Annotated in this window: 20 protein-coding genes and 4 tRNA genes; 6 read left to right on the forward strand and 18 right to left on the reverse strand. The window is 60.1% G+C overall.

The genetic code is table 11. The annotated features are described in order from the left end of the window. Position 1: 1 nt before the first annotated feature. Together leuD and leuC are read right to left on the reverse strand one after the other, a co-directional pair. On the reverse strand, positions 2-646 hold the full coding sequence (gene leuD / locus ASD70_RS13815) for a 3-isopropylmalate dehydratase small subunit (RefSeq protein ID WP_046068940.1): 645 nt from the start codon (positions 644-646) through the stop codon (positions 2-4). A 10-nt stretch (positions 647-656) separates the two neighbouring features. Next, positions 657-2,075: a 3-isopropylmalate dehydratase large subunit gene (gene leuC, locus ASD70_RS13820; RefSeq protein ID WP_046068941.1), complete on the reverse strand. Its 1,419-nt coding sequence runs from the start codon at positions 2,073-2,075 to the stop codon at positions 657-659. A gap of 140 nt (positions 2,076-2,215) precedes the next feature. Between leuC and ASD70_RS13825 the strand changes: the two genes are divergently transcribed. Both ASD70_RS13825 and ASD70_RS13830 read left to right on the forward strand, forming a co-directional pair. Then, positions 2,216-3,106, forward strand: a complete 891-nt coding sequence (locus tag ASD70_RS13825) for a LysR family transcriptional regulator (RefSeq protein ID WP_046068942.1) — start codon at positions 2,216-2,218, stop codon at positions 3,104-3,106. Between the two features lie 66 nt (positions 3,107-3,172). Then, positions 3,173-6,451 carry a sensor domain-containing protein gene (locus ASD70_RS13830; protein ID WP_046068943.1) on the forward strand — a complete coding sequence of 1,093 codons (3,279 nt, stop codon included), beginning with the start codon at positions 3,173-3,175 and terminating at the stop codon, positions 6,449-6,451. Positions 6,452-6,454: 3 nt separating this feature from the next. On the opposite strand, the gene ASD70_RS29420 is transcribed toward ASD70_RS13830, so the two are convergent. From ASD70_RS29420 to uvrB, 11 genes are all read right to left on the reverse strand, one after another. Continuing rightward, positions 6,455-7,402: a CsgG/HfaB family protein gene (locus ASD70_RS29420; RefSeq protein WP_236708705.1), complete on the reverse strand. Its 948-nt coding sequence runs from the start codon at positions 7,400-7,402 to the stop codon at positions 6,455-6,457. 458 nt (positions 7,403-7,860) lie between these two features. Next, positions 7,861-8,823, reverse strand: a complete 963-nt coding sequence (locus tag ASD70_RS13840; RefSeq protein WP_046068944.1) for a tRNA dihydrouridine synthase — start codon at positions 8,821-8,823, stop codon at positions 7,861-7,863. A 55-nt stretch (positions 8,824-8,878) separates the two neighbouring features. Continuing rightward, positions 8,879-9,313: an acyl-CoA thioesterase gene (locus ASD70_RS13845; RefSeq protein ID WP_005789778.1), complete on the reverse strand. Its 435-nt coding sequence runs from the start codon at positions 9,311-9,313 to the stop codon at positions 8,879-8,881. 38 nt (positions 9,314-9,351) lie between these two features. Then, a complete protein-coding gene (locus ASD70_RS13850; protein WP_046068945.1) occupies positions 9,352-10,182 on the reverse strand; it encodes an alpha/beta hydrolase in 831 nt (276 codons plus the stop codon). A gap of 14 nt (positions 10,183-10,196) precedes the next feature. Then, the gene (locus tag ASD70_RS13855) at positions 10,197-10,736 is read right to left on the reverse strand and encodes a TetR/AcrR family transcriptional regulator (protein ID WP_056846725.1); all 540 of its coding nucleotides are present in this window, start codon (positions 10,734-10,736) and stop codon (positions 10,197-10,199) included. Positions 10,737-10,918: 182 nt separating this feature from the next. After that, a tRNA-Glu gene (locus tag ASD70_RS13860) sits at positions 10,919-10,994 on the reverse strand. 77 nt (positions 10,995-11,071) lie between these two features. Next, positions 11,072-11,147 (reverse strand) — tRNA-Ala (locus tag ASD70_RS13865). Between the two features lie 50 nt (positions 11,148-11,197). Next, positions 11,198-11,273: transfer RNA gene (locus ASD70_RS13870), tRNA-Glu, on the reverse strand. A 78-nt stretch (positions 11,274-11,351) separates the two neighbouring features. Further along, a tRNA-Ala gene (locus ASD70_RS13875) sits at positions 11,352-11,427 on the reverse strand. A gap of 147 nt (positions 11,428-11,574) precedes the next feature. Next, positions 11,575-13,056, reverse strand: coding sequence for a glutamate--tRNA ligase (gene gltX, locus ASD70_RS13880; protein WP_056846726.1), 1,482 nt, complete (start codon positions 13,054-13,056; stop codon positions 11,575-11,577). A gap of 186 nt (positions 13,057-13,242) precedes the next feature. Then, positions 13,243-15,258, reverse strand: coding sequence for an excinuclease ABC subunit UvrB (gene uvrB, locus ASD70_RS13885; RefSeq protein ID WP_043047516.1), 2,016 nt, complete (start codon positions 15,256-15,258; stop codon positions 13,243-13,245). Positions 15,259-15,601: 343 nt separating this feature from the next. Between uvrB and ASD70_RS13890 the strand changes: the two genes are divergently transcribed. Beyond that, a complete protein-coding gene (locus ASD70_RS13890; protein WP_043047517.1) occupies positions 15,602-16,798 on the forward strand; it encodes an amino acid aminotransferase in 1,197 nt (398 codons plus the stop codon). Positions 16,799-16,897: 99 nt separating this feature from the next. Further along, the gene (locus ASD70_RS13895) at positions 16,898-17,107 is read left to right on the forward strand and encodes a hypothetical protein (protein ID WP_043047518.1); all 210 of its coding nucleotides are present in this window, start codon (positions 16,898-16,900) and stop codon (positions 17,105-17,107) included. A gap of 122 nt (positions 17,108-17,229) precedes the next feature. Here the strand turns inward: ASD70_RS13895 and ptrR are convergent, their stop codons facing one another. Beyond that, positions 17,230-18,102 (reverse strand): putrescine utilization regulator PtrR, encoded by an 873-nt coding sequence (gene ptrR, locus ASD70_RS13900; RefSeq protein ID WP_046068948.1) that lies wholly within the window; start codon positions 18,100-18,102, stop codon positions 17,230-17,232. Between the two features lie 103 nt (positions 18,103-18,205). On the opposite strand from ptrR, the gene ASD70_RS13905 reads away from it, so the two are divergent. Next, on the forward strand, positions 18,206-19,597 hold the full coding sequence (locus ASD70_RS13905) for an aldehyde dehydrogenase family protein (RefSeq protein ID WP_056846727.1): 1,392 nt from the start codon (positions 18,206-18,208) through the stop codon (positions 19,595-19,597). A gap of 47 nt (positions 19,598-19,644) precedes the next feature. Here the strand turns inward: ASD70_RS13905 and ASD70_RS13910 are convergent, their stop codons facing one another. Together ASD70_RS13910 and ASD70_RS13915 are read right to left on the reverse strand one after the other, a co-directional pair. Next, positions 19,645-19,950, reverse strand: coding sequence for a protealysin inhibitor emfourin (locus ASD70_RS13910; RefSeq protein WP_046068950.1), 306 nt, complete (start codon positions 19,948-19,950; stop codon positions 19,645-19,647). 28 nt (positions 19,951-19,978) lie between these two features. Further along, positions 19,979-21,040 (reverse strand): M4 family metallopeptidase, encoded by a 1,062-nt coding sequence (locus ASD70_RS13915; protein WP_046068951.1) that lies wholly within the window; start codon positions 21,038-21,040, stop codon positions 19,979-19,981. Positions 21,041-21,174: 134 nt separating this feature from the next. Here ASD70_RS13915 and ASD70_RS13920 point away from each other — a divergent pair, with 134 nt between their 5' ends. Further along, the gene (locus ASD70_RS13920) at positions 21,175-22,104 is read left to right on the forward strand and encodes a DNA/RNA non-specific endonuclease (protein WP_046068952.1); all 930 of its coding nucleotides are present in this window, start codon (positions 21,175-21,177) and stop codon (positions 22,102-22,104) included. Positions 22,105-22,242: 138 nt separating this feature from the next. Here the strand turns inward: ASD70_RS13920 and ASD70_RS13925 are convergent, their stop codons facing one another. Next, positions 22,243-23,085, reverse strand: coding sequence for an IS3 family transposase (locus tag ASD70_RS13925; protein WP_056846728.1), 843 nt, complete (start codon positions 23,083-23,085; stop codon positions 22,243-22,245). After that, positions 23,082-23,390 carry a transposase gene (locus ASD70_RS29430; RefSeq protein ID WP_056846729.1) on the reverse strand — a complete coding sequence of 103 codons (309 nt, stop codon included), beginning with the start codon at positions 23,388-23,390 and terminating at the stop codon, positions 23,082-23,084. The genes ASD70_RS13925 and ASD70_RS29430 overlap by 4 nt, the downstream gene beginning before the upstream one ends. Positions 23,391-23,455: the final 65 nt, after the last annotated feature.

A 23,455-nucleotide genomic window follows, 5' to 3' on the forward strand; every position in this document is an offset into this window, starting at 1 on the left:
TCTATGCATCGCGAAACAACCAAGGCTGGCTCGCCCGATGCCTGGCTTCAAACGCCGCAATCGCATCGCCGTCCTGCAAGGTCAGGCCGATATCGTCCAGGCCGTTGATCAGGCAGTGTTTACGGAACGCATCCACCTCAAAGTGATACACCTTGCCATCCGGGCGAGTCACGGTCTGTGCGGCCAGGTCGACGGTCAATTGGTAGCCCACAGTGGCTTCCACCTGCTGGAACAGCTCATCCACTTCGGCGTCGCTCAAGATGATCGGCAACAGGCCGTTCTTGAAGCTGTTATTGAAGAAGATGTCGGCATAGCTCGGCGCGATAATGCTGCGAAAGCCGTATTCCTCCAGGGCCCACGGCGCGTGCTCACGGCTGGAGCCGCAGCCGAAGTTTTCCCGGGCCAGCAACACGCTGGCGCCCTGGTAACGCTCGGCGTTGAGCACAAAGTCTTTGTTCAGCGGGCGCTTGGAGTTGTCCTGGTAGGCATAGCCCACGTCCAGGTAGCGCCACTCGTCAAACAGGTTGGGGCCAAACCCGGTGCGCTTGATCGACTTCAAGAACTGCTTGGGGATGATCTGGTCGGTGTCCACGTTGGCACGGTCCAACGGCGCGACAAGGCCTGTGTGTTGGGTAAAAGCTCTCATCGGGTATTCCTCAGATCAATTCGCGAACGTCGATGAAACGACCGTTGACGGCCGCCGCGGCAGCCATGGCCGGGCTGACCAAGTGGGTACGCCCGCCAGCGCCCTGACGCCCTTCGAAGTTACGGTTGGAAGTGGACGCGCAATGCTCGCCCGACTCCAGGCGGTCGGGGTTCATCGCCAGGCACATCGAGCAGCCCGGCTCACGCCATTCAAAACCGGCTTCGAGGAAGATCTTGTCCAGGCCTTCAGCTTCGGCCTGGGCTTTGACCAGGCCTGAACCTGGCACCACGATGGCTTGCTTGATGGTCGAGGCGACTTTGCGGCCTTTGGCGATCACTGCCGCGGCGCGCAGGTCTTCGATCCGCGAGTTGGTGCAGGAGCCGATGAATACGCGATCCAACTGGATGTCGGTAATCGCCTGGTTGGCTTTCAAGCCCATGTACTTCAAGGCGCGCTCGATGGAACCACGCTTGACCAGGTCAGCCTCTTTCGCCGGGTCCGGCACGTTCTGGTCAACCGCCAAGACCATTTCCGGCGAAGTGCCCCAACTGACCTGTGGCTTGATCTGCGCGGCGTCCAGCTCGACCACGGTGTCGAACACCGCATCGGCGTCGGACACCAGGTCCTTCCAGGCTTCCACGGCGGCATCCCAATCGGCGCCTTGCGGGGCAAATGGGCGGCCTTTGACGTACTCGACGGTTTTCTCGTCCGCCGCCACCATGCCCACGCGCGCACCGGCCTCGATGGACATGTTGCAGATGGTCATGCGACCTTCGATGGACAGGTCGCGAATCGCGCTGCCGGCAAACTCGATGGCGTGGCCGTTGCCGCCAGCGGTGCCGATCTTGCCGATCACGGCCAGTACGATGTCCTTGGCGGTCACGCCAAACGGCAAGGTGCCTTCGACGCGCACCAGCATGTTCTTCATCTTCTTGGCCACCAGGCACTGGGTGGCGAACACATGTTCCACCTCGGAAGTGCCGATGCCATGGGCCAGGGCGCCGAATGCACCGTGGGTGGAGGTATGAGAGTCGCCGCAGACCACGGTCATGCCTGGCAAGGTCGCACCCTGCTCCGGGCCGATGACGTGAACGATGCCCTGACGCACATCATTCATCTTGAATTCGGTGATGCCATATTCGTCACAGTAGTCGTCGAGGGTCTGTACCTGCAAACGCGAGACCTGATCGGCAATGGCTTCGATACCGCCCTTGCGCTCAGGCGTGGTCGGCACGTTGTGGTCCGGAGTGGCGATGATCGAGTCGACGCGCCAGGGCTTGCGCCCAGCCAGTCGCAGGCCTTCGAACGCTTGGGGCGAGGTCACTTCATGGATGATGTGACGGTCGATATAGATCAGCGACGATCCATCATCGCGACGTTTCACTTCATGGGAATCCCAAAGCTTGTCGTAAAGCGTTTTGCCGGCCATCAGTCGGTCCTCATCAGCGGTGCTTCTATACGCCGGGCTTTTCAATAACCCTTTGGCTTGTGAGGCTGATGGTATGGCGCTACATTAAATAACTCAAATTCATATTTTTTATGCTTTGGATTACCAAATGGAATATCACCATGGACCTGGCCAACCTCAACGCTTTTATTGCCATCGCTGAAACCGGCAGTTTCTCAGGTGCCGGCGAACGCCTGCACCTGACCCAACCGGCCATCAGCAAACGCATCGCTGGCCTGGAACAACAACTGAAGGTGCGTCTTTTCGATCGCCTGGGCCGTGAAGTGGGTTTGACCGAAGCCGGGCGAGCCTTGCTGCCTCGTGCCTATCAGATCCTCAATGTGCTGGACGACACCCGTCGCGCCCTGACCAACCTTACCGGCGAAGTCAGCGGGCGACTCACTCTGGCCACCAGCCACCATATAGGCCTGCACCGCCTGCCACCGGTCCTGCGCACGTTCACTCGGCAATACCCGAACGTGGCATTGGATATTCAGTTTCTCGATTCGGAAGTGGCCTACGAAGAAATCCTCCACGGTCGTGCCGAAGTGGCGGTGATTACCCTGGCGCCCGAGCCCCACAACCTGGTGCGCGCCACGCCGGTATGGGATGACCCGCTGGATTTCGTGGTAGCGCCCGAACACAGCTTGATCAGCAATGGCTCCATCAGCCTGGCCGATATCGCCGCGCACCCGGCAGTGTTCCCTGGGGGCAATACCTTCACCCACCACATTGTCAGCCGGTTGTTCGAGGCCCAGGGCCTTGCGCCGAATATCGCCATGAGCACCAATTACCTGGAAACCATCAAGATGATGGTCTCCATCGGCCTGGCCTGGAGCGTGTTGCCGCGCACCATGCTCGATGACCAGGTGGCAAGTATCGCTTTGCCGGGCATACAGCTCAGTCGCCAGCTAGGCTATATCGTGCACACCGAAAGGACGCTGTCGAACGCTGCGCGGGCCTTCATGAGCCTATTGGATGCACAGGTCGATCTGCCAGGGTTACCGGCATGACACCGTGCGGCCCCGGGCTCTAACTACTACCGCGCTGTTTTCCCAACGAGCCAAGGCCCTTTGATAATGCGCAATCCCGTCGACCCGATACCTCCCCTGCCCCGCATCTACGCCCTGGACCCACAAGCGGCGGAACAGAGCTGGGACAGCGCCCCGCAATTGCTGGCGGCCCTCAATGCCGCCCGGCTGGGTGCCTGGTGCTGGGAAATCGATACGGGAAAAATCAGTTGGTCCCGGGGCACCCAGGCGCTATTTGGCTTTGATCCTCGCCAGCCGCTGCCCAAAGACCTCGACTATCTCGATCTGCTCGCACCGGAAGACCGAACCCGCGTGATACGCGGTTTTCACGCGGTACTCGCCGGGGAGCCATTCGAGCGCGCCATGCACCACCGCATCCAGTGGCCCGATGGCAGCCTGCACTGGCTGGAGATCAGCGGCAGCCTGGCGCCCGACAAAGCGGGTCGCCGCCGCATGATCGGAGTGATTCGTGAGATCACTCACCAGCGCGAACGCGAATACGCCCTCAGTCATTCAGAAAAGCGCTTCGCCACGCTGTTCCACTTGTGCCCGAACATGGTGCTGCTGACGCGCCAGGCCGACGGTTTGATCAGCGAGGCCAACCAGTACTTCGAAATGCTGTTCGGCTGGCCGGTGGCCGACGCCATCGGCCGTACCACCCTGGAGCTGGGCTTGTGGCGCGACCCTGAACAACGCGCACTGCTGGTCAAGGCAACCCAGCGCAAAGGCGAGCCCATGACCATGGAGGTGCAGTTCTGCGCCAGCAACGGCCAGATCCACGACGGCACCCTCAGCGCTCAGAAAGTCGAGCTGGACGGCGAGGCCTACCTGATCAGCACGTTCCTCGACACTACAGAGCGCAAAAATGCCGAACAAGCGCTCAAGGACAGCCAGGAACGCCTGGACCTGGCCCTGGATTCGGCACAGCTGGGCACCTGGGACTGGCACATACCCAGCGGCATGCTTTACGGCTCGGCCCGCGCCGCCCAATTGCACGGCCTGGACCCCGCGCCGTTCCACGAGTCCTTCGACGCGTTTTTCGAAGGCATGTCCGATGAAGATCGCGAGGGCATGCGCAACGCCTACCGCAGCTTGCGCGAAGGGCCGGGTGGCAACTATCAGTTGACGTATCGCGTGCTGATGGAGGACGGCAGCCCACGCTACCTGGAAAGCCGTGCCCGCCTGTATCGCGACGAGGCTGGCCACCCCTTGCGCATGGCCGGTACGTTGCTGGATATCACCGACCAGGTCGAGCGCGAACAGCGGCTCACAGCCTCCGAAGAAAAATTCGCCAGCTTGTTCCAGGCCAGTCCCGACCCGATCTGCGTGACCGACCTGGACAGCGGCGCCTTTATTGAGATCAACCCCGCATTCACCCAGACCTTCGGCTTTACCGCCGCCGAAGTGATCGACAAAAGCGCCGAACAGATCGGCCTGTGGGACGAGTCCAGCAAGCGCCTGCAACGCATCGAGCAGGTGATTCGCGAACAGGCCCTGAGCAATGTGGCCGTCGTGGTGCATCACAAGAACGGCCAAAGCCTGACCTGCGTGATTTCCAGCCGCTTGATCAAGGTCAGCGACCAGTCATGCATCGTCACCACGCTGCGCGATATCACCCAGCAGCAACGCTCGGAAGCCGCGCTCAAGGCCAGTGAAGAGAAATTCGCCAAGGCATTCCACTCCAGCCCCGACGCGATTTCCATCACCGAGCGCGACAGCGGCCGTTATGTGGAGGTCAATGATGGTTTTTGCCGCCTGACCGGTTACCGCACCGAGGAAGTGATCGGCCTGACCCTCTACCAGATCGGCATCTGGGCCGATGAAAACCAGCGCGCCGCCCTACTGGCCGAGTTGCAGGTCAAGGGCCGCATTCATCATCTGGAAATGCTCTGGCACAACAAACGTGGCGAGGTGTTGGCGGTGGAGGTTTCGGTTGAGCCGATCACCTTGAATGAAACCCCATGCCTGCTGCTGACCGCACGGGACGTCAGCCTGTTGAAAAACGCCCAGGCGCAGATCCGTCACCTGGCGTACCACGACCCGCTCACCAACCTGCCCAACCGTGCGCTGCTGATGGATCGCCTGAGCCAGCAGATCGCCTTGCTCAAGCGCCACAACCTGCGCGGCGCCCTGCTGTTTCTTGACCTCGACCACTTCAAGCACATCAACGACTCCCTCGGCCATCCGGTGGGCGACACCGTACTAAAAATTGTCACCGCACGCCTGGAAGCCAGCGTACGCATGGAAGACACCGTGGCACGCCTGGGCGGCGATGAGTTCGTGGTGCTGCTCAGCGGCCTGGAGGGTTCGCGCCAGGCCGTCAGCAGCCAGGTGCAAGCATTGGCCGACACTCTTCGCGAGTTACTTTCGGAACCGATGTTCCTCGACGGCCATCGGCTGCAGGTCACGCCGAGCATCGGCGTGGCGCTGATTCCCGACCATGGCAGCACACCGGCCGACCTGCTCAAGCGCGCTGACATCGCCCTGTACCGCGCCAAGGATTCAGGACGCAATACCACACAGATGTTCCACAACAGCATGCAAAAAACCGCCAGCGAGCGCCTGCGCATGGAAACCGACCTGCGCCTGGCCTTGTCACGCGGCGAGTTCAGCGTGCATTACCAGCCTCAAGTAGACGCGCGCGGCAACAGGATTGTCGGTGCCGAGGCCCTGGTGCGCTGGCAGCATCCGCAACTGGGCGCGCAGTCGCCAACGGAATTTATCAAGGTTTTGGAAGACAGCGGCCTGATCCTGGAAGTCGGCACCTGGATTCTCGACGAAGCCTGCGGCGCCTTCGCACAATTGATTGCCGACGGCCTGGTGGACCCGCTCAATTTCAGCCTGTGCGTGAACATCAGCCCGCGGCAGTTTCGCCAAAATGATTTTGTGGAGCGGGTGGAACGCAGCCTCGAACAGCACCAACTACCCTTCAGCCTGCTGAAACTGGAGATCACCGAAGGCATTGTCATCCAGAACCTTGACGATACCGTGGCGAAGATGCGCCGCCTGAAAAAGCTAGGCGTGAGCTTCGCAATGGATGATTTCGGCACCGGCTACTCATCCCTGACCTACCTCAAGCGCCTGCCGGTGGATGCATTGAAAATTGACCAGTCGTTCGTACGCGATGCGACCCACGACCCGAATGATGCGGAAATCATCCGCGCCATCGTAGCCATGGCGCGCAGCTTGAACCTGGAGGTGATTGCCGAGGGCGTGGAAACCCCGGAACAACTGGCGTTCCTGCAGCAGCTGGGCTGCCATTTATTCCAGGGTTATTTGCACAGCCGGCCGTTACCGATAGAGGGGTTCAGGCGACTGCTGGAGTAGCGATCACATCAGCGCTACTGCCTGACCTCGCGTGGGAGCCGAACCTTGGCGCCCCCATAATTCTTCGCGGCCATTGATGACCGCCACCGAATGCATGGCCCGGTTACACATACCCAGTTGCCCGTTAGCAAGGTCGCGTACAGAAACCTTTTTCATATGCTTCTTCAACCCCAGCCGCATGAACCCTTCACCCGGCCCGGACTCGTCCTCGCCATTATTCAAACTGCGGATCGCCGCCTGAAAGCTTCGGCCCGCCGTACGATCATTGTTTTCCATCTGCGCACGCTTGGCACTGACCGCAAACAAAAACTGCGCATCCTTGAGCATCCCCTTGTCCGCGCCGACAAACCGCGCGCCTCGTGCCCCTTCGGCGAGCTCACGGTCGGTCAGGGTGAGCTTGAAGTCGTCACGCATGACCACCTGGTAGCCGCCACTGGTTTTGATCACTTCCTTGAAAATATCCGTGGGGCTCTGGCCAAATCGATACATCGCCGCCTTGATGGCCGATACCGTCACACAGTTGCCATCGGGGCCTTGGCGAAACCCGCTCCAGATGTTGTCAGGCTTGGCGCCATTTCGCTTGCTGGAAAGCCCCTGGATTTCCAGTGCAGCGCCTGGTTTGGGGGCGACAGGTTCTGGCGTCACCTGCGGGGTAACTTCTACGGAAGGAGCAGGTGCATCAGGACGTACCCGGGCCCGTCTATCTCTTCGATCAGATATCAATGCTTGTAACTGAAAAGAAATTGAACGCAACGCAGTAAGAACTTCCGGCAACTTGTCAGTTTCGGCTTTGCTTTCCGACACCGTGCTGACAGGAACGTTTACATCGCGCTTAATACCCTCACTGCCAGACCACAGCGCTGGGCTTGACTTATTACTCGCCTCAGCCAGATCACCGAACTTATTGAAATCTACAATACGCGCAATATTGTTTATTGAATGGATAGACATATACTTCTCCACACACAGGCATCCCACGAATACACACGTCGCCGAAGGTGCCTGCTTTTCTTAAAATTTTAAACCAGCCCGCGCATACACAGCCTCGGGGCGCTCTTACGCCCCTGATTCAGTGCGGGTATTGATTTGATTTTTATGAACTGGAAACAACAGCGTCACCCAGTTCATCTATTCGTGGAGAATCCGCCTATCGAGTTCCCGAAATCGTTTCTCATATAACCACACCTACACGTACTCAAGGACGCCACTTCTTGTCTGCGCCCGTTGAGCCCTTGCACCAAGCGGCTGCCGACCAAGCTCGATCCTTACATACGTTAATAAACTGCTTACATGTAAATAGCCGATAATATTCGAGCAACTTCAAGCTGAGTTTTTATGGTATTTCGCGCACGAGAAAGATAGGGCTCCACTGGAGCCCTATCAGGTAAATTTAAAACTTAATTAATGATTCAATCCAACGTGACGGGGTGCTGCATGCCCAACAGGCGACTGACCTGCTCCAATTGCGTCTCACGGCGCAGGGCCGTGAACAGCTCCACCGCCTCCGGGTAATTGCGTGTCAGCATCGCCAGCCATTGCTTCAAGCGGCCGGGCGCCTGCTTTTCAGTCAGTTGCGCCACCGATTGGCGCCAGAATTCCTGCAGCATCGGCTGCATCTGCGCCCAGGTCATTTCGACCACGTCCTCGCCCGCCTTCGCGGCTACGATCTGCCGCGCCAAGTCAGGGCGCGCCACCAAGCCACGGCCCAGCATGATGTCTTCGGCACCACTGATTTCGCGGCAACGCTTCCAGTCTTCGACGCTCCAGATATCGCCATTGGCAAATACAGGCACCTTGACCACGTCCTGCACCCGCGGGATCCACTCCCAATGGGCCGGCGGCTTGTAGCCATCGGCCTTGGTGCGCGCATGCACCACGATATGCGCAGCACCGCCCTCGGCCAGGGCCGTGGCGCACACCAACGCCCCGTCCGGGCTGTCGAAGCCCAGGCGCATCTTGGCGGTGACCGGAATATGAGCGGGTACGGCGCGGCGCACGTGTTCGACAATCTGGTTGAGCAATTCCGGCTCCTTGAGCAGCACCGCGCCACCACGGGATTTGTTCACCGTCTTGGCCGGGCAACCGAAGTTCAAGTCGATGACTTGCGAGCCCAACTCGCAGGCCAGTGCGGCATTTTCCGCCAGGCATACCGGGTCGGAACCGAGCAGTTGTACACGCAGTGGCACGCCTGCCGCCGTGTGGGCACCGTGCAGCAGTTCCGGAGCGAGCTTATGGAAATAGGCAGGGGTGAGCAGGCGGTCGTTGACGCGGATGAACTCGGTCACGCACCAATCAATACCGCCCACGCGGGTCAACACGTCCCGCAGGATGTTGTCGACCAACCCCTCCATGGGCGCCAAGGCAATTTGCATGGAAAACACTCAACAAAAATCGTGGCGCAGTTTACTGGGTTTCCTGCGGTAACCGTTAACCCCCGGTCAGGGCGGGGCCATAACCTTCAATAAACTCGGCGGGCATACGCTTGGGCTTGCCGCTGGACAGCTCGATGCACACAAAGGTGGTTTGTGCACGCAGCAGGGTCGCGCCATCACGGGGGCGTACCAGCTGGAAACGACGGGTCATTTTCAGGCGCTGGTCCCAATCGACGATCCAGGTGGCCAGTTGCAACTCATCGCCTTCATAGCCGGCCGCCAGGTAATCGATCTCGTGGCGCACCACGGCCATGGCACGATCCAGGCGCCGGTATTCGGTGAGGTCCAGCCCCAGGCGCTGGGAATGGCGCCAGGCACAACGCTCCAGCCAGGACACGTACACTGCGTTATTGGCGTGCCCGAGGCCGTCGATGTCCTCAGGCGCGACCTGCAGATCGATGATAAACGGCGTTGCCAGGTCCCAGCCCATGCCTTGCTCCAGTCGATTAATGTCGGCGGGGCAGTGTATCAGGCGATTTGCCGTTCCTGTAGGCGGCCAGCCAACAGCACGAGTACCGCATCGATCACCCTTGGGTCGGCCAGCACTTTCTGATGCCCGCCGGCCTCCAGGCGCAGCAGACGGCTGTCGAACCATGCCTCATGGATGGCTTGCGACGCCTTGACCGGCACAAAGGTGTCGTCTTCGGCATGCACGATCAGGCCGGGAATATTCATCTGGTAGTGAGCCACATCCAGGTGCTTGAGCGGCATGCCGAACGTCAGTTCCACTTCCTGGATGAACGCCGCCCGCGCACGCGCCGGCAGGCCGACCATCTGGGTGAAGCCGCGCAACACATCCAGAAAACGCGACGGCGCGGCAATACTCACCAACGCCTCGGTACGCAGCCCCAGCTGCACCGCCAGCATCGCACTGGCACCGCCCATGGAATGGCCAACTACCGCATGCAGCGGCGGTAACTCGGCAGCGGCCTCAAGCATGGCGCGGGCAAACAGCAGCACATGGGCTTCACGCCCCGGCGAACGACCATGGGCAGGACCATCGAGGGCAATCACTGAATAACCGTTGTCCACCAACGCAGTGATCAGGCTGGCGAACTGGGTGGGCCGACCTTCCCAGCCGTGCATCAACAGCACCGCCGGGCCCTGGCCCCAGCGCAGGGCGGACAAGCCAAAGCGCAAAGTAATGCGCTCCGACTGCGCCAACAGCGGCAGCTCCCAGGCTCGTGGCGGTAGGTCACGCGGCGTCATGAACACACGTCGCATCCTGTTGGCCACGGTTTGCGGCGCCAGATGCCCCAGGGTGCCGTTGAAGCGACGAGTCCAGGTTAACGTGCCCATCTTCCAGCCCTCTTCTAGCGTACGGCCGACTTGGCAGCGCGCAGCACACGGTCAGACAACTCACCCGGGCCAAGGGCGCGCGCCAGGGCCAGGCCGCCGATCATCAGCGCCATGTCCGCCAGGGCTTTGTCAGTGTCCTCAGGGCTGGCCCCCAGCTGCGCAGCCATCAGCTCACAGTGCTCATTCAGCGCCTGGCGGAATTCATCGGGCAGACGGCTCATCTCGCCCACCGTCGCCGGGATCGGGCAAGCCTGGGTGGTGGAGTCGCGATGCTTGCGCGACAGATAAAACGCCGCCACCAGCGCCCTGCGTTCTTCACCGGTCAGTTGGGAGTCCATGTCGTCAATGGACGCGCGACGCTTGGCCAACAGCTGCGTGAACGCCTCGAGCATCAAGGCGTCCTTGCTTTCAAAGTGCGCATAGAAACCACCGACCGTCAGCCCCGCCGCACCCATGACTTCGCCCACGCTTGGCTCAGCCGGGCCACGCTGGATCAACGCCGCGCTGGCAGCCTGCAAAATACGCTCGCGGGTCTGGGCTTTTTTATCGCTCATACTTGCCTCCGTCTCTCATGGGTTGAATATTATTACCATAATAATATTTGGCAAGCGACCGGCATGACCATTGGTCAGTACACAGGAATGGGGTTGGGGAGAGGATTGGCCAAATGCCAGACAAACAAAAGGGCCATTCAATAATTGAATGACCCTTAAAAATCCCGCAAAGCGGGTAATCGTGGCGTCCCCTAGGGGACTCGAACCCCTGTTACCGCCGTGAAAGGGCGGTGTCCTAGGCCACTAGACGAAGGGGACACAAACCTTCTGTACATTGATCAGGGCTGAGACCTGATCGATTCAAGGCCGGTGTGGCCAGACCTTGAACTGTAAATTGGTGGAGCTAAACGGGATCGAACCGTTGACCTCTTGCATGCCATGCAAGCGCTCTCCCAGCTGAGCTATAGCCCCGGATTTTTCGCCTCGCGGCGCAGCAGACCTTCCGAACTGCTTGTTGAAACTGGCGTCCCCTAGGGGACTCGAACCCCTGTTACCGCCGTGAAAGGGCGGTGTCCTAGGCCACTAGACGAAGGGGACAAAACCTTCTGTACAACTGATCAGGGCTGAGACCTGATCGATTCAAGGCCGGTGTGGCCAGACCTTGAACCTGTAGATTGGTGGAGCTAAACGGGATCGAACCGTTGACCTCTTGCATGCCATGCAAGCGCTCTCCCAGCTGAGCTATAGCCCCTCATCGGTGAGGACGGGGCGAATCTTAATGGCGGTTTGGAAAGGTGTCAAATTTATTTTCAACATTTCCTAAAATTTTTTGCCGGGATAACAATCACTTACCTACAAAACCCCGGAAAACCGGGGTTTTGTCACTGCAGCGGCCTGATTACGCGATGGCGCTCAGGAGTTTTTCCCATTCCTTGTTTTCTTTCTTCGACACACCACCAAGCAAATCAAGGGCTTGGCGCAGACGGAAACGGGTCAAGTCCGGCCCAAGGATTTCCATCGCATCGAGCACCGACACCGAACTGGCTTGCCCGGTGATCGCGGCAAACATCAGGGGCATGGCGTCGCGCAGTTTCAACTCAAGGGATTCCACCACCGCCTGGATCGTCGCGGTGATGGCGTCCTTCTCCCACTGGCGCAGGCTTTCGAGCTTCCACAGGATCAACTGCATCAGTTGGCGAACCTGGTCAGCCGAAAGCTTCTTCGACTCAAACAACTTGGCATCCGGGTTCACGCCCCCGGCGAAGAAGAAACTGGCCAACGGTGCGACCTGGCTGAAGGTCTCTACCCTGCCCTGCACCAATGGCGCGATCTTCATCATGTACTCAGGGTTCAACGCCCACTGCTGCACACGGCTGGCGAACTCTTCCACCGGCAGGTCACGCAGCCACTGGCCATTGAGCCACGACAGCTTCTCGATATCGAAGATCGGCCCGCCCAGGGAGACGCGGGACAGGTCGAAGTTGTCGACCATTTCCTGCAGCGAGAACTTCTCACGCTCGTCCGGCATCGACCAACCCATGCGGCCCAGGTAGTTGAGCATCGCTTCAGGCATAAAGCCCATGCGCTCATAGAAGGTTACCGACGTCGGGTTCTTGCGCTTGGACAGCTTGCTCTTGTCCGGGTTACGCAGCAGCGGCATGTAGCACAGCTGCGGTTGTTCCCAGCCAAAGTACTCGTAGAGCAGGATCAGCTTCGGCGCCGAGGGCAGCCACTCTTCGCCACGCAATACGTGGGTGATGCCCATCAGGTGATCGTCGACCACGTTGGCCAGGAAGTACGTCGGCAGGCCGTCGGTCTTCATCAGCACCTGCATGTCCATGCGGTCCCACGGAATCTCGACATCGCCGCGCAGCATGTCCGGCACCACGCACACGCCTTCGCTTGGCACCTTCATGCGGATCACGTGAGGTTCGCCAGCTGCCAGGCGTGCGGCCACTTCTTCTTTGGACAGCAACAACGCACGGCCATCGTAGCGTGGGGTTTCGCCACGGGCCTGCTGCTCAGCGCGCATCTGGTCCAGCTCTTCGGCGGTGCAGAAGCACGGGAAGGCGTGGCCCATGTCGACCAGTTGCTGGGTGTACTGCTTGTAGATGTCGCTGCGCTCGCTCTGGCGGTACGGGCCATGGGGGCCGCCGACGTCCGGGCCTTCGGCCCAGGTAATGCCCAACCAGCGCAAGGCGTCGAAAATCTGCTGCTCCGACTCACGGGTGGAACGCAGTTGGTCGGTATCTTCGATCCGCAGGATGAATTCACCGCCGTGCTGCTTGGCAAAGCAGTAGTTGAACAAGGCGATGTAGGCAGTACCGACGTGGGGATCCCCAGTAGGCGATGGCGCAATGCGCGTGCGGACGGTGGTCATGGCAGGTCTCGAATGGGCGATAAAACTGAAAATTGAAGCAAGGGGCGAATGGTAACAGCCTGGGGGATTTCTGGAAAACCGCGGCGCGGCCATCGGGGGCAAGCCCCCTCCCACATTTGACCGAGTTCACACATAACAGTGTGGGAGGGGGCTTGCCCCCGATGAGGCCAGTAAAGCCAGCGCAAATCAGACCGTCAGCAACCGCTCACGCAACTTGCCAATCTCATCGCGCGTCTGTGCCGCCGCCTCGAACTCAAGATCGCGCGCCAACTGGTACATCTTCTCTTCCAGTTGTCGAATGCGCTTGGTGATTTCACTCGGCGAACGCAGTTCGTTCTCGTACTTGGCGCTTTCCTCGGCGGCCTTGGCCATGCCCTTGCGCTTCTTGCTGCGCGAGCCGGGCACGGTGGCGCCTTCCATGATGTCGGCAACGTCCTTGAACACGCCTTTGGGGATGATGCCGTTTTCCAGGTTGAACGCGATCTGCTTGTCGCGACGCCGCTGGGTTTCGCCAATCGCCCGCTCCATGGAGCCGGTAATGCGGTCCGCGTAGAGAATCGCGCGGCCATTGAGGTTACGCGCCGCACGGCCGATGGTCTGGATCAGAGAGCGTTCCGAGCGCAGGAAGCCCTCTTTGTCCGCATCCAGAATCGCCACCAGCGACACTTCCGGCATGTCCAGGCCTTCGCGCAGCAGGTTGATCCCCACCAGCACATCGAAGGTACCCAGGCGCAGGTCGCGGATAATCTCTACCCGCTCCACGGTGTCGATGTCCGAGTGCAGATAGCGCACGCGCACGCCATGGTCGGCCAGGTAGTCGGTCAAGTCTTCGGACATACGCTTGGTCAGGGTGGTGACCAATACGCGCTCCTCCAGGGCGACACGCTTGTTGATCTCCGAAAGCAAGTCATCGACCTGGGTCAGCGCCGGGCGGATTTCGATTTCCGGGTCCACCAGGCCAGTCGGACGCACCAGCTGCTCGATGACGCGGCCGGCATGCTCGGCTTCATAGTTACCGGGCGTGGCGGACACAAAGATGGTCTGCGGGCTGATGGCCTCCCATTCATCGAAGCGCATCGGTCGGTTGTCCAGTGCCGACGGCAGGCGGAAACCGTATTCCACCAGGGTCTCTTTACGCGAACGGTCGCCCTTATACATGGCGCCCACCTGCGGCACGCTGACGTGGGACTCGTCGATCACCAGCAAGGCGTCCGGCGGCAGGTAATCGTAGAGGGTTGGCGGCGGCGCACCGGACTCGCGACCCGAAAGGTAGCGCGAGTAGTTTTCGATGCCGTTGCAGTAGCCCAGCTCCAGGATCATCTCCAGGTCGAAGCGGGTGCGCTGCTCCAGGCGCTGGGCTTCCACCAGCTTGTTGTTGGAACGCAGGTATTCCAGGCGCTCGGCCAACTCGACCTTGATACCCTCGATGGCGCCCATCAGGGTTTCCCGCGGGGTCACGTAGTGGCTTTTCGGGTAGAACGTGAAGCGTGGCAACTTGCGGATCACTTCGCCGGTCAACGGGTCGAAGGCCGACAGGCTTTCGACTTCATCGTCGAACAGCTCGATGCGAATCGCTTCCAGGTCGGATTCCGCCGGGTAGATATCGATCACATCGCCGCGCACCCGAAAGGTAGCGCGGGCGAAGTCCATGTCGTTGCGGGTGTACTGCAGGCTCGCCAGGCGCCGCAGCAGTTCGCGCTGGTCGAGTTTGTCGCCGCGGTCGACGTGCAGCACCATCTTCAGATAGGTTTCCGGGCTGCCCAGGCCGTAGATGCACGACACCGTGGTGACGATGATCGCGTCCTTGCGCTCCAGCAAGGCCTTGGTCGCTGACAGCCGCATCTGTTCGATATGGTCGTTGATCGATGCATCCTTCTCGATAAAGGTATCGGAGGACGGCACGTAGGCTTCGGGCTGGTAGTAGTCGTAGTAGGAAACGAAGTACTCCACCGCGTTGTTCGGGAAGAACGCCTTGAACTCGCCATACAGCTGCGCGGCCAGGGTCTTGTTCGGCGCCAGCACCAGGGTCGGGCGGTTGATCTGGGCGATCACGTTGGCGATGCTGAAGGTCTTGCCTGAACCGGTCACCCCGAGCAGCGTCTGATGGGACAGACCGGCCTCGATGCCTTCGACCATCAGGCGAATGGCTTCCGGCTGATCGCCGGCGGGTTCAAAACGGGTGACGAGCTGGAAATCCGACATAACGTACCTCGTGTAGTCACCCCAGACTCAACACCGCCAGGGACGAAATAGCTCAGCAACCCGCGATTAATCATCGCAGGTTGCAGGAAAAAACCATGATAGCTGTAGAAGTGGTGACGAATGTGATGGGTTTCAAGGCTATCCTCCTACAAGACCTTTCCCTTCAATGTTGCAATAAGACTAACGGTCAACAAATAAACCGAAAAACATCGCCGAAAAGCCGTTTCGGTTGTCGCCCTCAGCCGTGATGGCCTCTATACTAGCTCCCCGTTTGTGCACCGCTCTAGTGCATTCGGCTGGAGCGCGACACGTCCCTCCCTTCCCCCATAGAGCTGCCGCAAAAATGAGCCTGTTTTCCGCTGTCGAAATGGCACCACGCGATCCAATCCTGGGCCTCAACGAAGCATTCAACGCCGACACACGAACCACCAAGGTCAACCTTGGCGTGGGCGTTTACTGCAACGAGGAGGGGAAAATTCCACTCTTGCGTGCCGTTGCCGAAGCGGAAGCCATTCGCGTGGCGCAACACGCCGCCCGAGGCTACTTGCCGATCGACGGCATCGTGGCCTACGACCAGGCCGTGCAAAAGCTGTTGTTTGGTGCTGAATCCCCCCTGCTGAGCGCTGGCCGCGTGATCACCGCCCAAGCGGTAGGTGGCACTGGCGCGCTGAAAATCGGCGCTGACTTCCTCAAGCAATTGCTGCCCAATGCCGTGGTCGCCATCAGCGACCCGAGCTGGGAAAACCACCAGGCGCTGTTCGAAAAAGCCGGTTTCCCGGTGCAGACCTACCGCTACTACGACGCTGCAACCCACGACGTCAACCGCGCCGGCCTGCTCGAAGACCTCAACGCTTTGCCCCCGCAATCCATCGTGGTGCTGCACGCCTGCTGCCATAACCCGACCGGCGTCGACCTGAGCCCGGCCGACTGGCAAAACGTGCTGGAGGTGGTCAAGGCCAAGAACCTGGTGCCGTTCCTCGACATGGCCTATCAGGGCTTTGGTGATGGCATCCACGAAGACGCCGCTGCCGTACGTCTGTTCGCTGAATCGGGCCTGACTTTCTTTGTGTCCAGCTCGTTCTCCAAGTCGTTCTCCCTGTACGGTGAACGCGTAGGCGCGCTGTCGATCGTCAGCGAGTCCAAGGAAGAAAGCGCGCGCATCCTGTCCCAGGTCAAGCGCGTGATCCGCACCAACTACTCCAACCCGCCGACCCACGGCGCGGCCATCGTTGCAGCTGTGCTGAACAACCCTGAACTGCGTGCCCAGTGGGAAGCCGAACTGGCTGAAATGCGCTTGCGCATCCGCGGCATGCGCGAACAGATGGTGGCTGAGCTGGCCAAGGCGGCTCCAGGCCATGATTTCAGCTTCGTCGGTCGCCAGCGCGGGATGTTCTCCTACTCTGGCCTGACCGTTGAGCAAGTCACCCGCCTGCGCACCGAGTTTGGCATCTACGCCCTGGACACCGGGCGTATCTGTGTGGCGGCGCTGAACCAGTCGAACATTGGTGCGGTCACACAAGCAATCGTTCAGGTGCTGTAAACCTGCTGGCGTTGCACAGAAGGGGGAAGCCATGGCTTCCCCTTTTTTGTGTCCAGCCCCTAGACTGAACCTTGACCGCCCCTTTGCTGTGAGAGCCCTATGAGAAACGACGACCTGGACCTGCGTGCCGACCGCGACGAATTGCACGATTACGCCCCACGTGCACCGCAAGCCAAACGCCAGAAGAGCCTGGTGCTGCAAGTGGCGCTGGGGGTGTTCCTCGGTGGTTTGGCGTTGTGGCTGGTGCAACTGGGTGCGACGGCGATCATGGCCAAACTGGCCATGGGCACCTTCCAATTCGGCGGCTGATGAAGAACAAAATGTGGGAGGGGCGGTGCGACGATTCGACTTGCTCCCGATTGCAGTCTTTCAGCCAAGTATTCGTTAGCTGAAACATCGCTATCGGGAGCAAGCCCCCTCCCACATTGAACTCAGGCGGCTGCCAGGCCGCGTTCTTCCAGCAGTTTTACGAAACTGTTCAGGCTCTGTGACACAGTGCCCCGGCGCCAGATCAGCCAGGTATTCAGTAAGCGGAAGCTGTCCGTCAACGGCCACACACTCACCGCCGCACACCCCGGCATACTCTCAAGCATGCTGCGCGGCATCAGCGCCAGCCCGGCCCCGGCGCTGACGCAGGCGAGCATGCCGTGGTAGGACTCGATCTCGAAGATCTTGCCCGGCATTGCGCCATCCTGTGAGAACCAGCGCTCGAAGTGGTGCCGGTACGAACAGTTGGAGCGAAACGTATAGATGTTTTCGCCATTCACATCCTGCCCGCGGGTGATCGGCGCGTGATGCAGTGGCGCAATCACCACCATCTCCTCTTCGAACACTGCCACGCCTTCCAGGGTGGAATGCAGCACCGGCCCATCGACGAAAGCCGCAGTCAGCCGCCCGGACAACACGCCTTCAATCATGGTGCCCGACGGTCCCGTGCTCAGGTCCAGCTCGACCTTGGTGTACTGCTGGTTATACGCCGCCAGCAAGGCGGGGATGCGCACCGCTGCCGTGCTCTCCAGGGAGCCCAGGGCAAACGCACCTTGGGGCTCCTCCCCCGCCACCGTAGCGCGGGCCTCTTGCACCAGGTCGAGAATACGCCGCGTATAACCGAGGAAATTCCAACCGGCCGGGGACAGGCGCAAACGGCTTTTCTCGCGGATAAACAACTCCACGCCCAGGTCCTGTTCCAATTGCTTGATGCGCGTGGTGAGGTTTGACGGCACCCGATGAATCAGCTGCGCGGCAGCGCTGATGCTGCCTTGCTCGGCAACGGCCTTGAAAATTTCCAGCTGCACCAGATCCACTTCATTCTCCAATCGTGAATGTATTGCTTAATATTATTCAGTTTCCAGAAAAGGTACAGCCCCGTACGCTGGCCCCATTCCACTTATTCAGCCGGACGGTGCCATGAACGCAATGACCCACCAGACCCACGCCTTGTCGATCAACCCCGCCAATGGCGAAACAGTCGCCAGCTATGCCTATGAAACCGCGGCACAGTTGGACGCCGCCCTCACCCGTTCGGCCAGCGCGTTCCGCACTTGGCGCCGTCAGCCGGTCAGCCAACGCGCAGAATTGCTGCTGGCCCTGGCCGCCGCCTTGCGCGGGCAAGCCGAAGCCATGGCGCAAATGATCACCCTGGAAATGGGCAAGCCCATCGCCCAGGCCCGCGCCGAGATCGAAAAATGCGCGCAACTCAGCGAGTGGTACGCCGCTCATGGTCCGGCCATGCTCGCCCCTGAGCCGACCCTGGTAGACAACGGCAGCGCCCGGATCGAATACCGCCCGCTGGGCCCGATCCTCGCGGTGATGCCGTGGAACTTCCCGGTCTGGCAGGTGCTGCGCGGCGCCGTGCCGACCTTGCTCGCCGGCAACACCTACGTGCTCAAACACGCGCCGAACGTGATGGGCAGCGCCTACCTGATCCAGCAAGCGTTGCGCACAGCCGGTTTCGCTGAAGGCGTATTCGAAGTGATCAACGTGACCCAGGACGGCGTGTCCAGCGCCATCGCTGACCCACGTATCGCCGCCGTGACCCTCACCGGCAGCGTGCGCGCCGGTATCGCCATTGGCTCCCAGGCCGGCGCCGCGCTGAAGAAATGCGTGCTGGAACTGGGCGGCTCCGACCCGTTTATCGTGCTCAACGACGCTGACCTCGACGCTGCTGTGCAAGCGGCCGTGATCGGCCGTTTCCAGAATAGCGGCCAAGTCTGCGCCGCCGCCAAGCGCCTGATCATTGAAGCTGGGGTGGTAGAAGCCTTCACCGCCAAATTCCTTGAGGCCAGCCGCGCCCTGGTGATGGGCGACCCGACATTGAACACTACCTATATCGGCCCCATGGCCCGCTTCGACCTGCGCGACGAACTGCACGGCCAGGTCCAGGCGACCCTGGAAGAAGGCGCGACCCTGCTGCTGGGCGGCAACAAAGTCCCAGGCGCGGGCAATTACTATGAACCGACCGTGCTGGCCGGCGTCACCGATCAGATGACCTCGTTCAAGCAGGAATTGTTCGGACCCGTGGCGTCGATCATTACCGCCCGCGATGCCGAGCATGCTGTGGCCCTGGCCAATGACAGCGAGTTTGGCCTCACCGCCAGCATCTTCACCACCGACTCAGCCAAGGCCCGCGATATTGCCGAGCAACTGGACACCGGCGGGATATTCGTCAACGCGTTCAGCGTGTCAGACCCTCGGGTGGCGTTTGGCGGTGTGAAGAAAAGCGGGTTCGGCCGCGAGCTGTCGCACTTCGGCGTACGCGAGTTCTGCAATGCGCAGACAGTATGGCTGGACCGCAAATAGCCAGACAGGGGCGACTGCGCTGGCTGCGCAGCAACCCCAGTCGTGCATCAACTGCGGATATGACGGCGCACGCACTGCACCAACCCTTCCAACGCCTGCGACTTCACCGGCGCGAGCACACAGACCGTGTGCTCACGCTCGCCCTCCGCCACTGTCAGGGTGTAGTGCACTCGGCCGGGGTTTCCGGCTTCGGGAACGGTGCTTTGTGGCAACTGAAAAAAATCCGAAGCTTCGATCAGTTGCCGCAATTCCTGCTGGTCCGGCTCGGGTAGCTTCTCCAGCTCTACCGTACGCGGCTTGGCCAGCCCCGGAAAATACGCCGCCCCGCCGCTTTCCTTGATTGAGATTCGCATGGCTGTTCCTCGCCGCCCAAGCGGCTGGTCAAACGTTGATACCCACGGCTTTCCACCCCTCCTTGACCGCTTTCTGTTCATCCTTGTTCGCGCCGTAAAGACGCCCGGCTACATCATAGGTAATACGCGCAAAACGCAGGAACCCCGAGTTCGGTCGCAGCCGCGCATCCCGCAGTGCGTCATACCAGATGCGCCCTGCACGCTCCCAGGCGAACCCGCCAATCTTGGTCGCCACCTGATAGAACGCGTGGTTGGGAATGCCGGAATTGATATGCACCCCGCCATTGTCCTCGTATGTCTGTACAAAATCATCCATGTGACCCGGCTGCGGGTCCTTGCCCAGCAGCTTGTCATCAAACGCAGTGCCTGGCGCCTTCATCGAGCGCAGGGCCGTGCCCTTGATCTTTTTGGTAAACAGCCCTTTGCCAATCAGCCAATCAGCCTCCTCGGCGGTTTGCTTCAACGCATACTGCTTGATCAGTGAGCCGAACACGTCGGACAGCGACTCGTTCAACGCGCCGGACTGGTTGAAGTACATCAGCTTGGCCTCATCCTCGGTAACGCCATGGGCCAACTCATGGCCAATCACGTCGAGCGCCACGGTAAAGCGATTGAATAACTGCTGGTCACCGTCGCCGAAGACCATCTGGGTCGAATTCCAGAACGCGTTGTTATAGTCCTGGCCGAAGTGCACCGTGGCGTCCAGGGCCATGCCGGCATCGTCGATGGAATTGCGGTCGAACACCTGGTCAAAAAAATCGAAGGTGGCGCCCAAGCCGTCATAGGCTTCGTCCACTGCGGCATCGCCGCTGGCAGGTTGCCCTTCGCCGCGGATCAGCTTGCCAGGCAGGCTGTCGGTGTTTTCAGCGCTGTAGATCGAGCGCTGTTTCTCGGCGCCCATGGCCAACGCCATGCGGGCTGGGCCCTTGGCAGGTACGGCGACCATGCGCAACGAGCGGAACGTGCTGTCCTTGGCGCGAGTGCGTAATGCGACTTCCCGTTGGGCTTTATCCCCGTGGCGGGCGATCTGGTCGAGCATATAGGGTGGGATCAGACAGAAAATCGGGTTGCGCGGCTGGCGAACACACATAAGCTGGCTCCTTTTTGGCGTGTGATGAACGTCCGGTAGCGGTTTCAGGATAGACCTGTGTTCGCCACCTGGGCCAAATTGTCATGAGTTTGTGTTGCAGTGGTGTTTATCCGAGGCCCATAAGGAACATGCCCATGCCCGCCCGCACAGCCAAAATCGACCTTTCCCACCGCCCCAGGCTTTCCGACCTGCGCCCATTGGTCGCGCTCAGCCCCACCCTGCTGGAAGCCAGAACCGCGACACCGCGCGTCACCGCCGCCAAGGACCTCAAAAACCGCGCAGGCTATGCCCATGACTTCCTCAGCGACTTCGTGGTGCCATGGCCTACGGTCGGCGAGCCACTGTCGAGCGACGTGCAACCCAAGCGCCTGGACTACACGCATTTCTCCATCACTATGTCGCGTTCCCGACGACTGGCGCTCTACGTGGGGGTGAATATCGACGGCTCAAAGCATGTGGACATCACGCGCAGCAACGACACTTGGGCCTACGATGGTCGCCTGCCCCTGGATGCGCAGGTAGGTGAAGACCTCTACGCCAGCAATGGCCTGGACCGCGGCCACCTGGTGCGGCGCCAGGACCCCAACTGGGGCGACGAGGCCAACACCGCCAACTTCGACACCTTCCATTTCACCAACTGCTCGCCGCAAATGAGCGGCTTCAACCAGAAGACCTGGCTGGAACTCGAAGACTACATTCTTGACAACACCCAGCGCTGGAAAGCCCGGGCCACGGTGTTTACCGGCCCGGTATTCGCCGATGACGACCGACTTTATCGTGGGGTGAAAATCCCCAAGGCGTTCTGGAAAGTCGTGGCTTACCTCAGCGACGACGGCAAACCCTCCGCCAGCGCCTACATGATCGACCAAAGCCGTGAGCTGGGGCAGCTCGACCTGGTGTTCGGCCCGCTTCGTACCTACCAGCGCAGTGTGATTGCGATCGAACAATTGACCGGCATCCGCTTCGCCAATCTGGCCGACTATGACGGGTTCAGCAATGAAGAACGTGCGACAGGTACGCGGATCGAAGCGCTGATCCGCGGCCCCCAAGACATACGACTCTGAGAGCGGCCCATTGTAGGAGCGAGCTTGCTCGCGAAGCACCTGAGAGCGCTGCGGCGTATCAGGTTTCCCGCGTTATCGTTGACGACCTTCGCGAGCAAGCTGTTCTGGTCAAGTTTTTCCGGACACCGATTACGGTGGTCAAGCCKCCTGCTGCTCCATGGCTATTGGAGACAGGTAGTTATTGTAGCTGTGGAGCCTAATTCGGTTATACCGCATGAAGAAGCTGGTCATATCCTGCCTGGCTTCTTCAACTGTCGTATAACCCTTGGTGGGCACCCACTCTGACTTGAGTGTCCCGAAGAAACGCTCTGTTGGCGCGTTGTCCCAGCACTGTCCTCTGCGGCTCATGCTTTGCGTTATCCCATGTTCCAGCAGCTCGGACTGAAAGCGCTGACTGGTGTATTGGCAGCCTTGATCCGAATGAAACATCAAGCCCCCATGTTTGCCTCGAACCTCCACCGCCATTCTTAGCGCCTTGCTAACCAGGTTGGCGTCGTTGATCAGGGAAAACGCCCAGCCAATGATTCGGCGGGCGAACAGATCAATGACCGCTGCCAAGTGATACCAGCGTTTCCCAACCATCAGGCTAGTAACATCGCCGCACCAGACCTGATTGATTGCGGTTGGCTCAAAGTTACGCTCAAGCAGGTTCTTGGCCACAAATGCTTCGACGCCTCTAGAGCGATATTGATGGCGGCGGCGCTGCCTGCTGGCCAGATTTGCCTCCGCCATGAGTTTTCCGGCCAAATGCCGTCCCACCTTGACCTGCTGGGCCTTCAAGTGCTGAGAGATCATCCGCGCGCCTGCACTTCCCCGGCTTTCGTCATGCAGTTGCACGACTTTTGCTCTGAGCGCGTCACGCTTGGTATTGGGCGCTGAGCGACGCTTAAGCCAGTCGTAAAACGCGCTACRGGAAACGCCCAGCGCACTGCAAAGCAGGCAGGTCGGATATGAACTCGACTCCCTCAGCTCCTCGATCAGGAAAAACGATCGGGATCCGACATCAAGAGAGYCGTAGCCTTTTTTAAGATTTCAGCCTCGGTCTCCAGACGCTTGACCTTGGCTCGCAGCTGCTGCAGCTCTCGCTGTTCTTCGCTGATTGCCTTGGTACCGGCCACTGGCTGCCCTTTCTGACGCTCTTTACGAAMCTGATCAACCCAACGGCGCAGAGCCGTAGGGCCAACCTCCATCGATGCACAGACGTCGGGAACTGAGCAGTTATCATCAAGAACCATGCTTGCAGCACGTTGCTTGAACTCGCGGGTATAGGTTTTTCGTTCTTGCATGGAACCTCCTGAATGGGCGAATCATATCGCCCTTAAGAGGTGTCCGGGATCATTAGGCCAGTTCA

This window comes from Pseudomonas sp. Root569, assembly GCF_001427465.1.
Classification (GTDB): Bacteria; Pseudomonadota; Gammaproteobacteria; order Pseudomonadales; family Pseudomonadaceae; genus Aquipseudomonas; species Aquipseudomonas synxantha.

Excerpts from the sequence above, each read along its gene's own strand:
- leuD (WP_046068940.1), bottom strand. The coding sequence starts at position 646 with ATGAGAGCTTTTACCCAACACACAGGCCTTGTCGCGCCGTTGGACCGT.
- leuC (WP_046068941.1), bottom strand. The coding sequence starts at position 2,075 with ATGGCCGGCAAAACGCTTTACGACAAGCTTTGGGATTCCCATGAAGTG.
- ASD70_RS13825 (WP_046068942.1), top strand. The coding sequence starts at position 2,216 with ATGGACCTGGCCAACCTCAACGCTTTTATTGCCATCGCTGAAACCGGC.
- ASD70_RS13830 (WP_046068943.1), top strand. The coding sequence starts at position 3,173 with ATGCGCAATCCCGTCGACCCGATACCTCCCCTGCCCCGCATCTACGCC.
- ASD70_RS29420 (WP_236708705.1), bottom strand. The coding sequence starts at position 7,402 with ATGTCTATCCATTCAATAAACAATATTGCGCGTATTGTAGATTTCAAT.
- ASD70_RS13840 (WP_046068944.1), bottom strand. The coding sequence starts at position 8,823 with ATGCAAATTGCCTTGGCGCCCATGGAGGGGTTGGTCGACAACATCCTG.
- ASD70_RS13845 (WP_005789778.1), bottom strand. The coding sequence starts at position 9,313 with ATGGGCTGGGACCTGGCAACGCCGTTTATCATCGATCTGCAGGTCGCG.
- ASD70_RS13850 (WP_046068945.1), bottom strand. The coding sequence starts at position 10,182 with ATGGGCACGTTAACCTGGACTCGTCGCTTCAACGGCACCCTGGGGCAT.
- ASD70_RS13855 (WP_056846725.1), bottom strand. The coding sequence starts at position 10,736 with ATGAGCGATAAAAAAGCCCAGACCCGCGAGCGTATTTTGCAGGCTGCC.
- gltX (WP_056846726.1), bottom strand. The coding sequence starts at position 13,056 with ATGACCACCGTCCGCACGCGCATTGCGCCATCGCCTACTGGGGATCCC.
- uvrB (WP_043047516.1), bottom strand. The coding sequence starts at position 15,258 with ATGTCGGATTTCCAGCTCGTCACCCGTTTTGAACCCGCCGGCGATCAG.
- ASD70_RS13890 (WP_043047517.1), top strand. The coding sequence starts at position 15,602 with ATGAGCCTGTTTTCCGCTGTCGAAATGGCACCACGCGATCCAATCCTG.
- ASD70_RS13895 (WP_043047518.1), top strand. The coding sequence starts at position 16,898 with ATGAGAAACGACGACCTGGACCTGCGTGCCGACCGCGACGAATTGCAC.
- ASD70_RS13905 (WP_056846727.1), top strand. The coding sequence starts at position 18,206 with ATGAACGCAATGACCCACCAGACCCACGCCTTGTCGATCAACCCCGCC.
- ASD70_RS13910 (WP_046068950.1), bottom strand. The coding sequence starts at position 19,950 with ATGCGAATCTCAATCAAGGAAAGCGGCGGGGCGGCGTATTTTCCGGGG.
- ASD70_RS13915 (WP_046068951.1), bottom strand. The coding sequence starts at position 21,040 with ATGTGTGTTCGCCAGCCGCGCAACCCGATTTTCTGTCTGATCCCACCC.
- ASD70_RS13920 (WP_046068952.1), top strand. The coding sequence starts at position 21,175 with ATGCCCGCCCGCACAGCCAAAATCGACCTTTCCCACCGCCCCAGGCTT.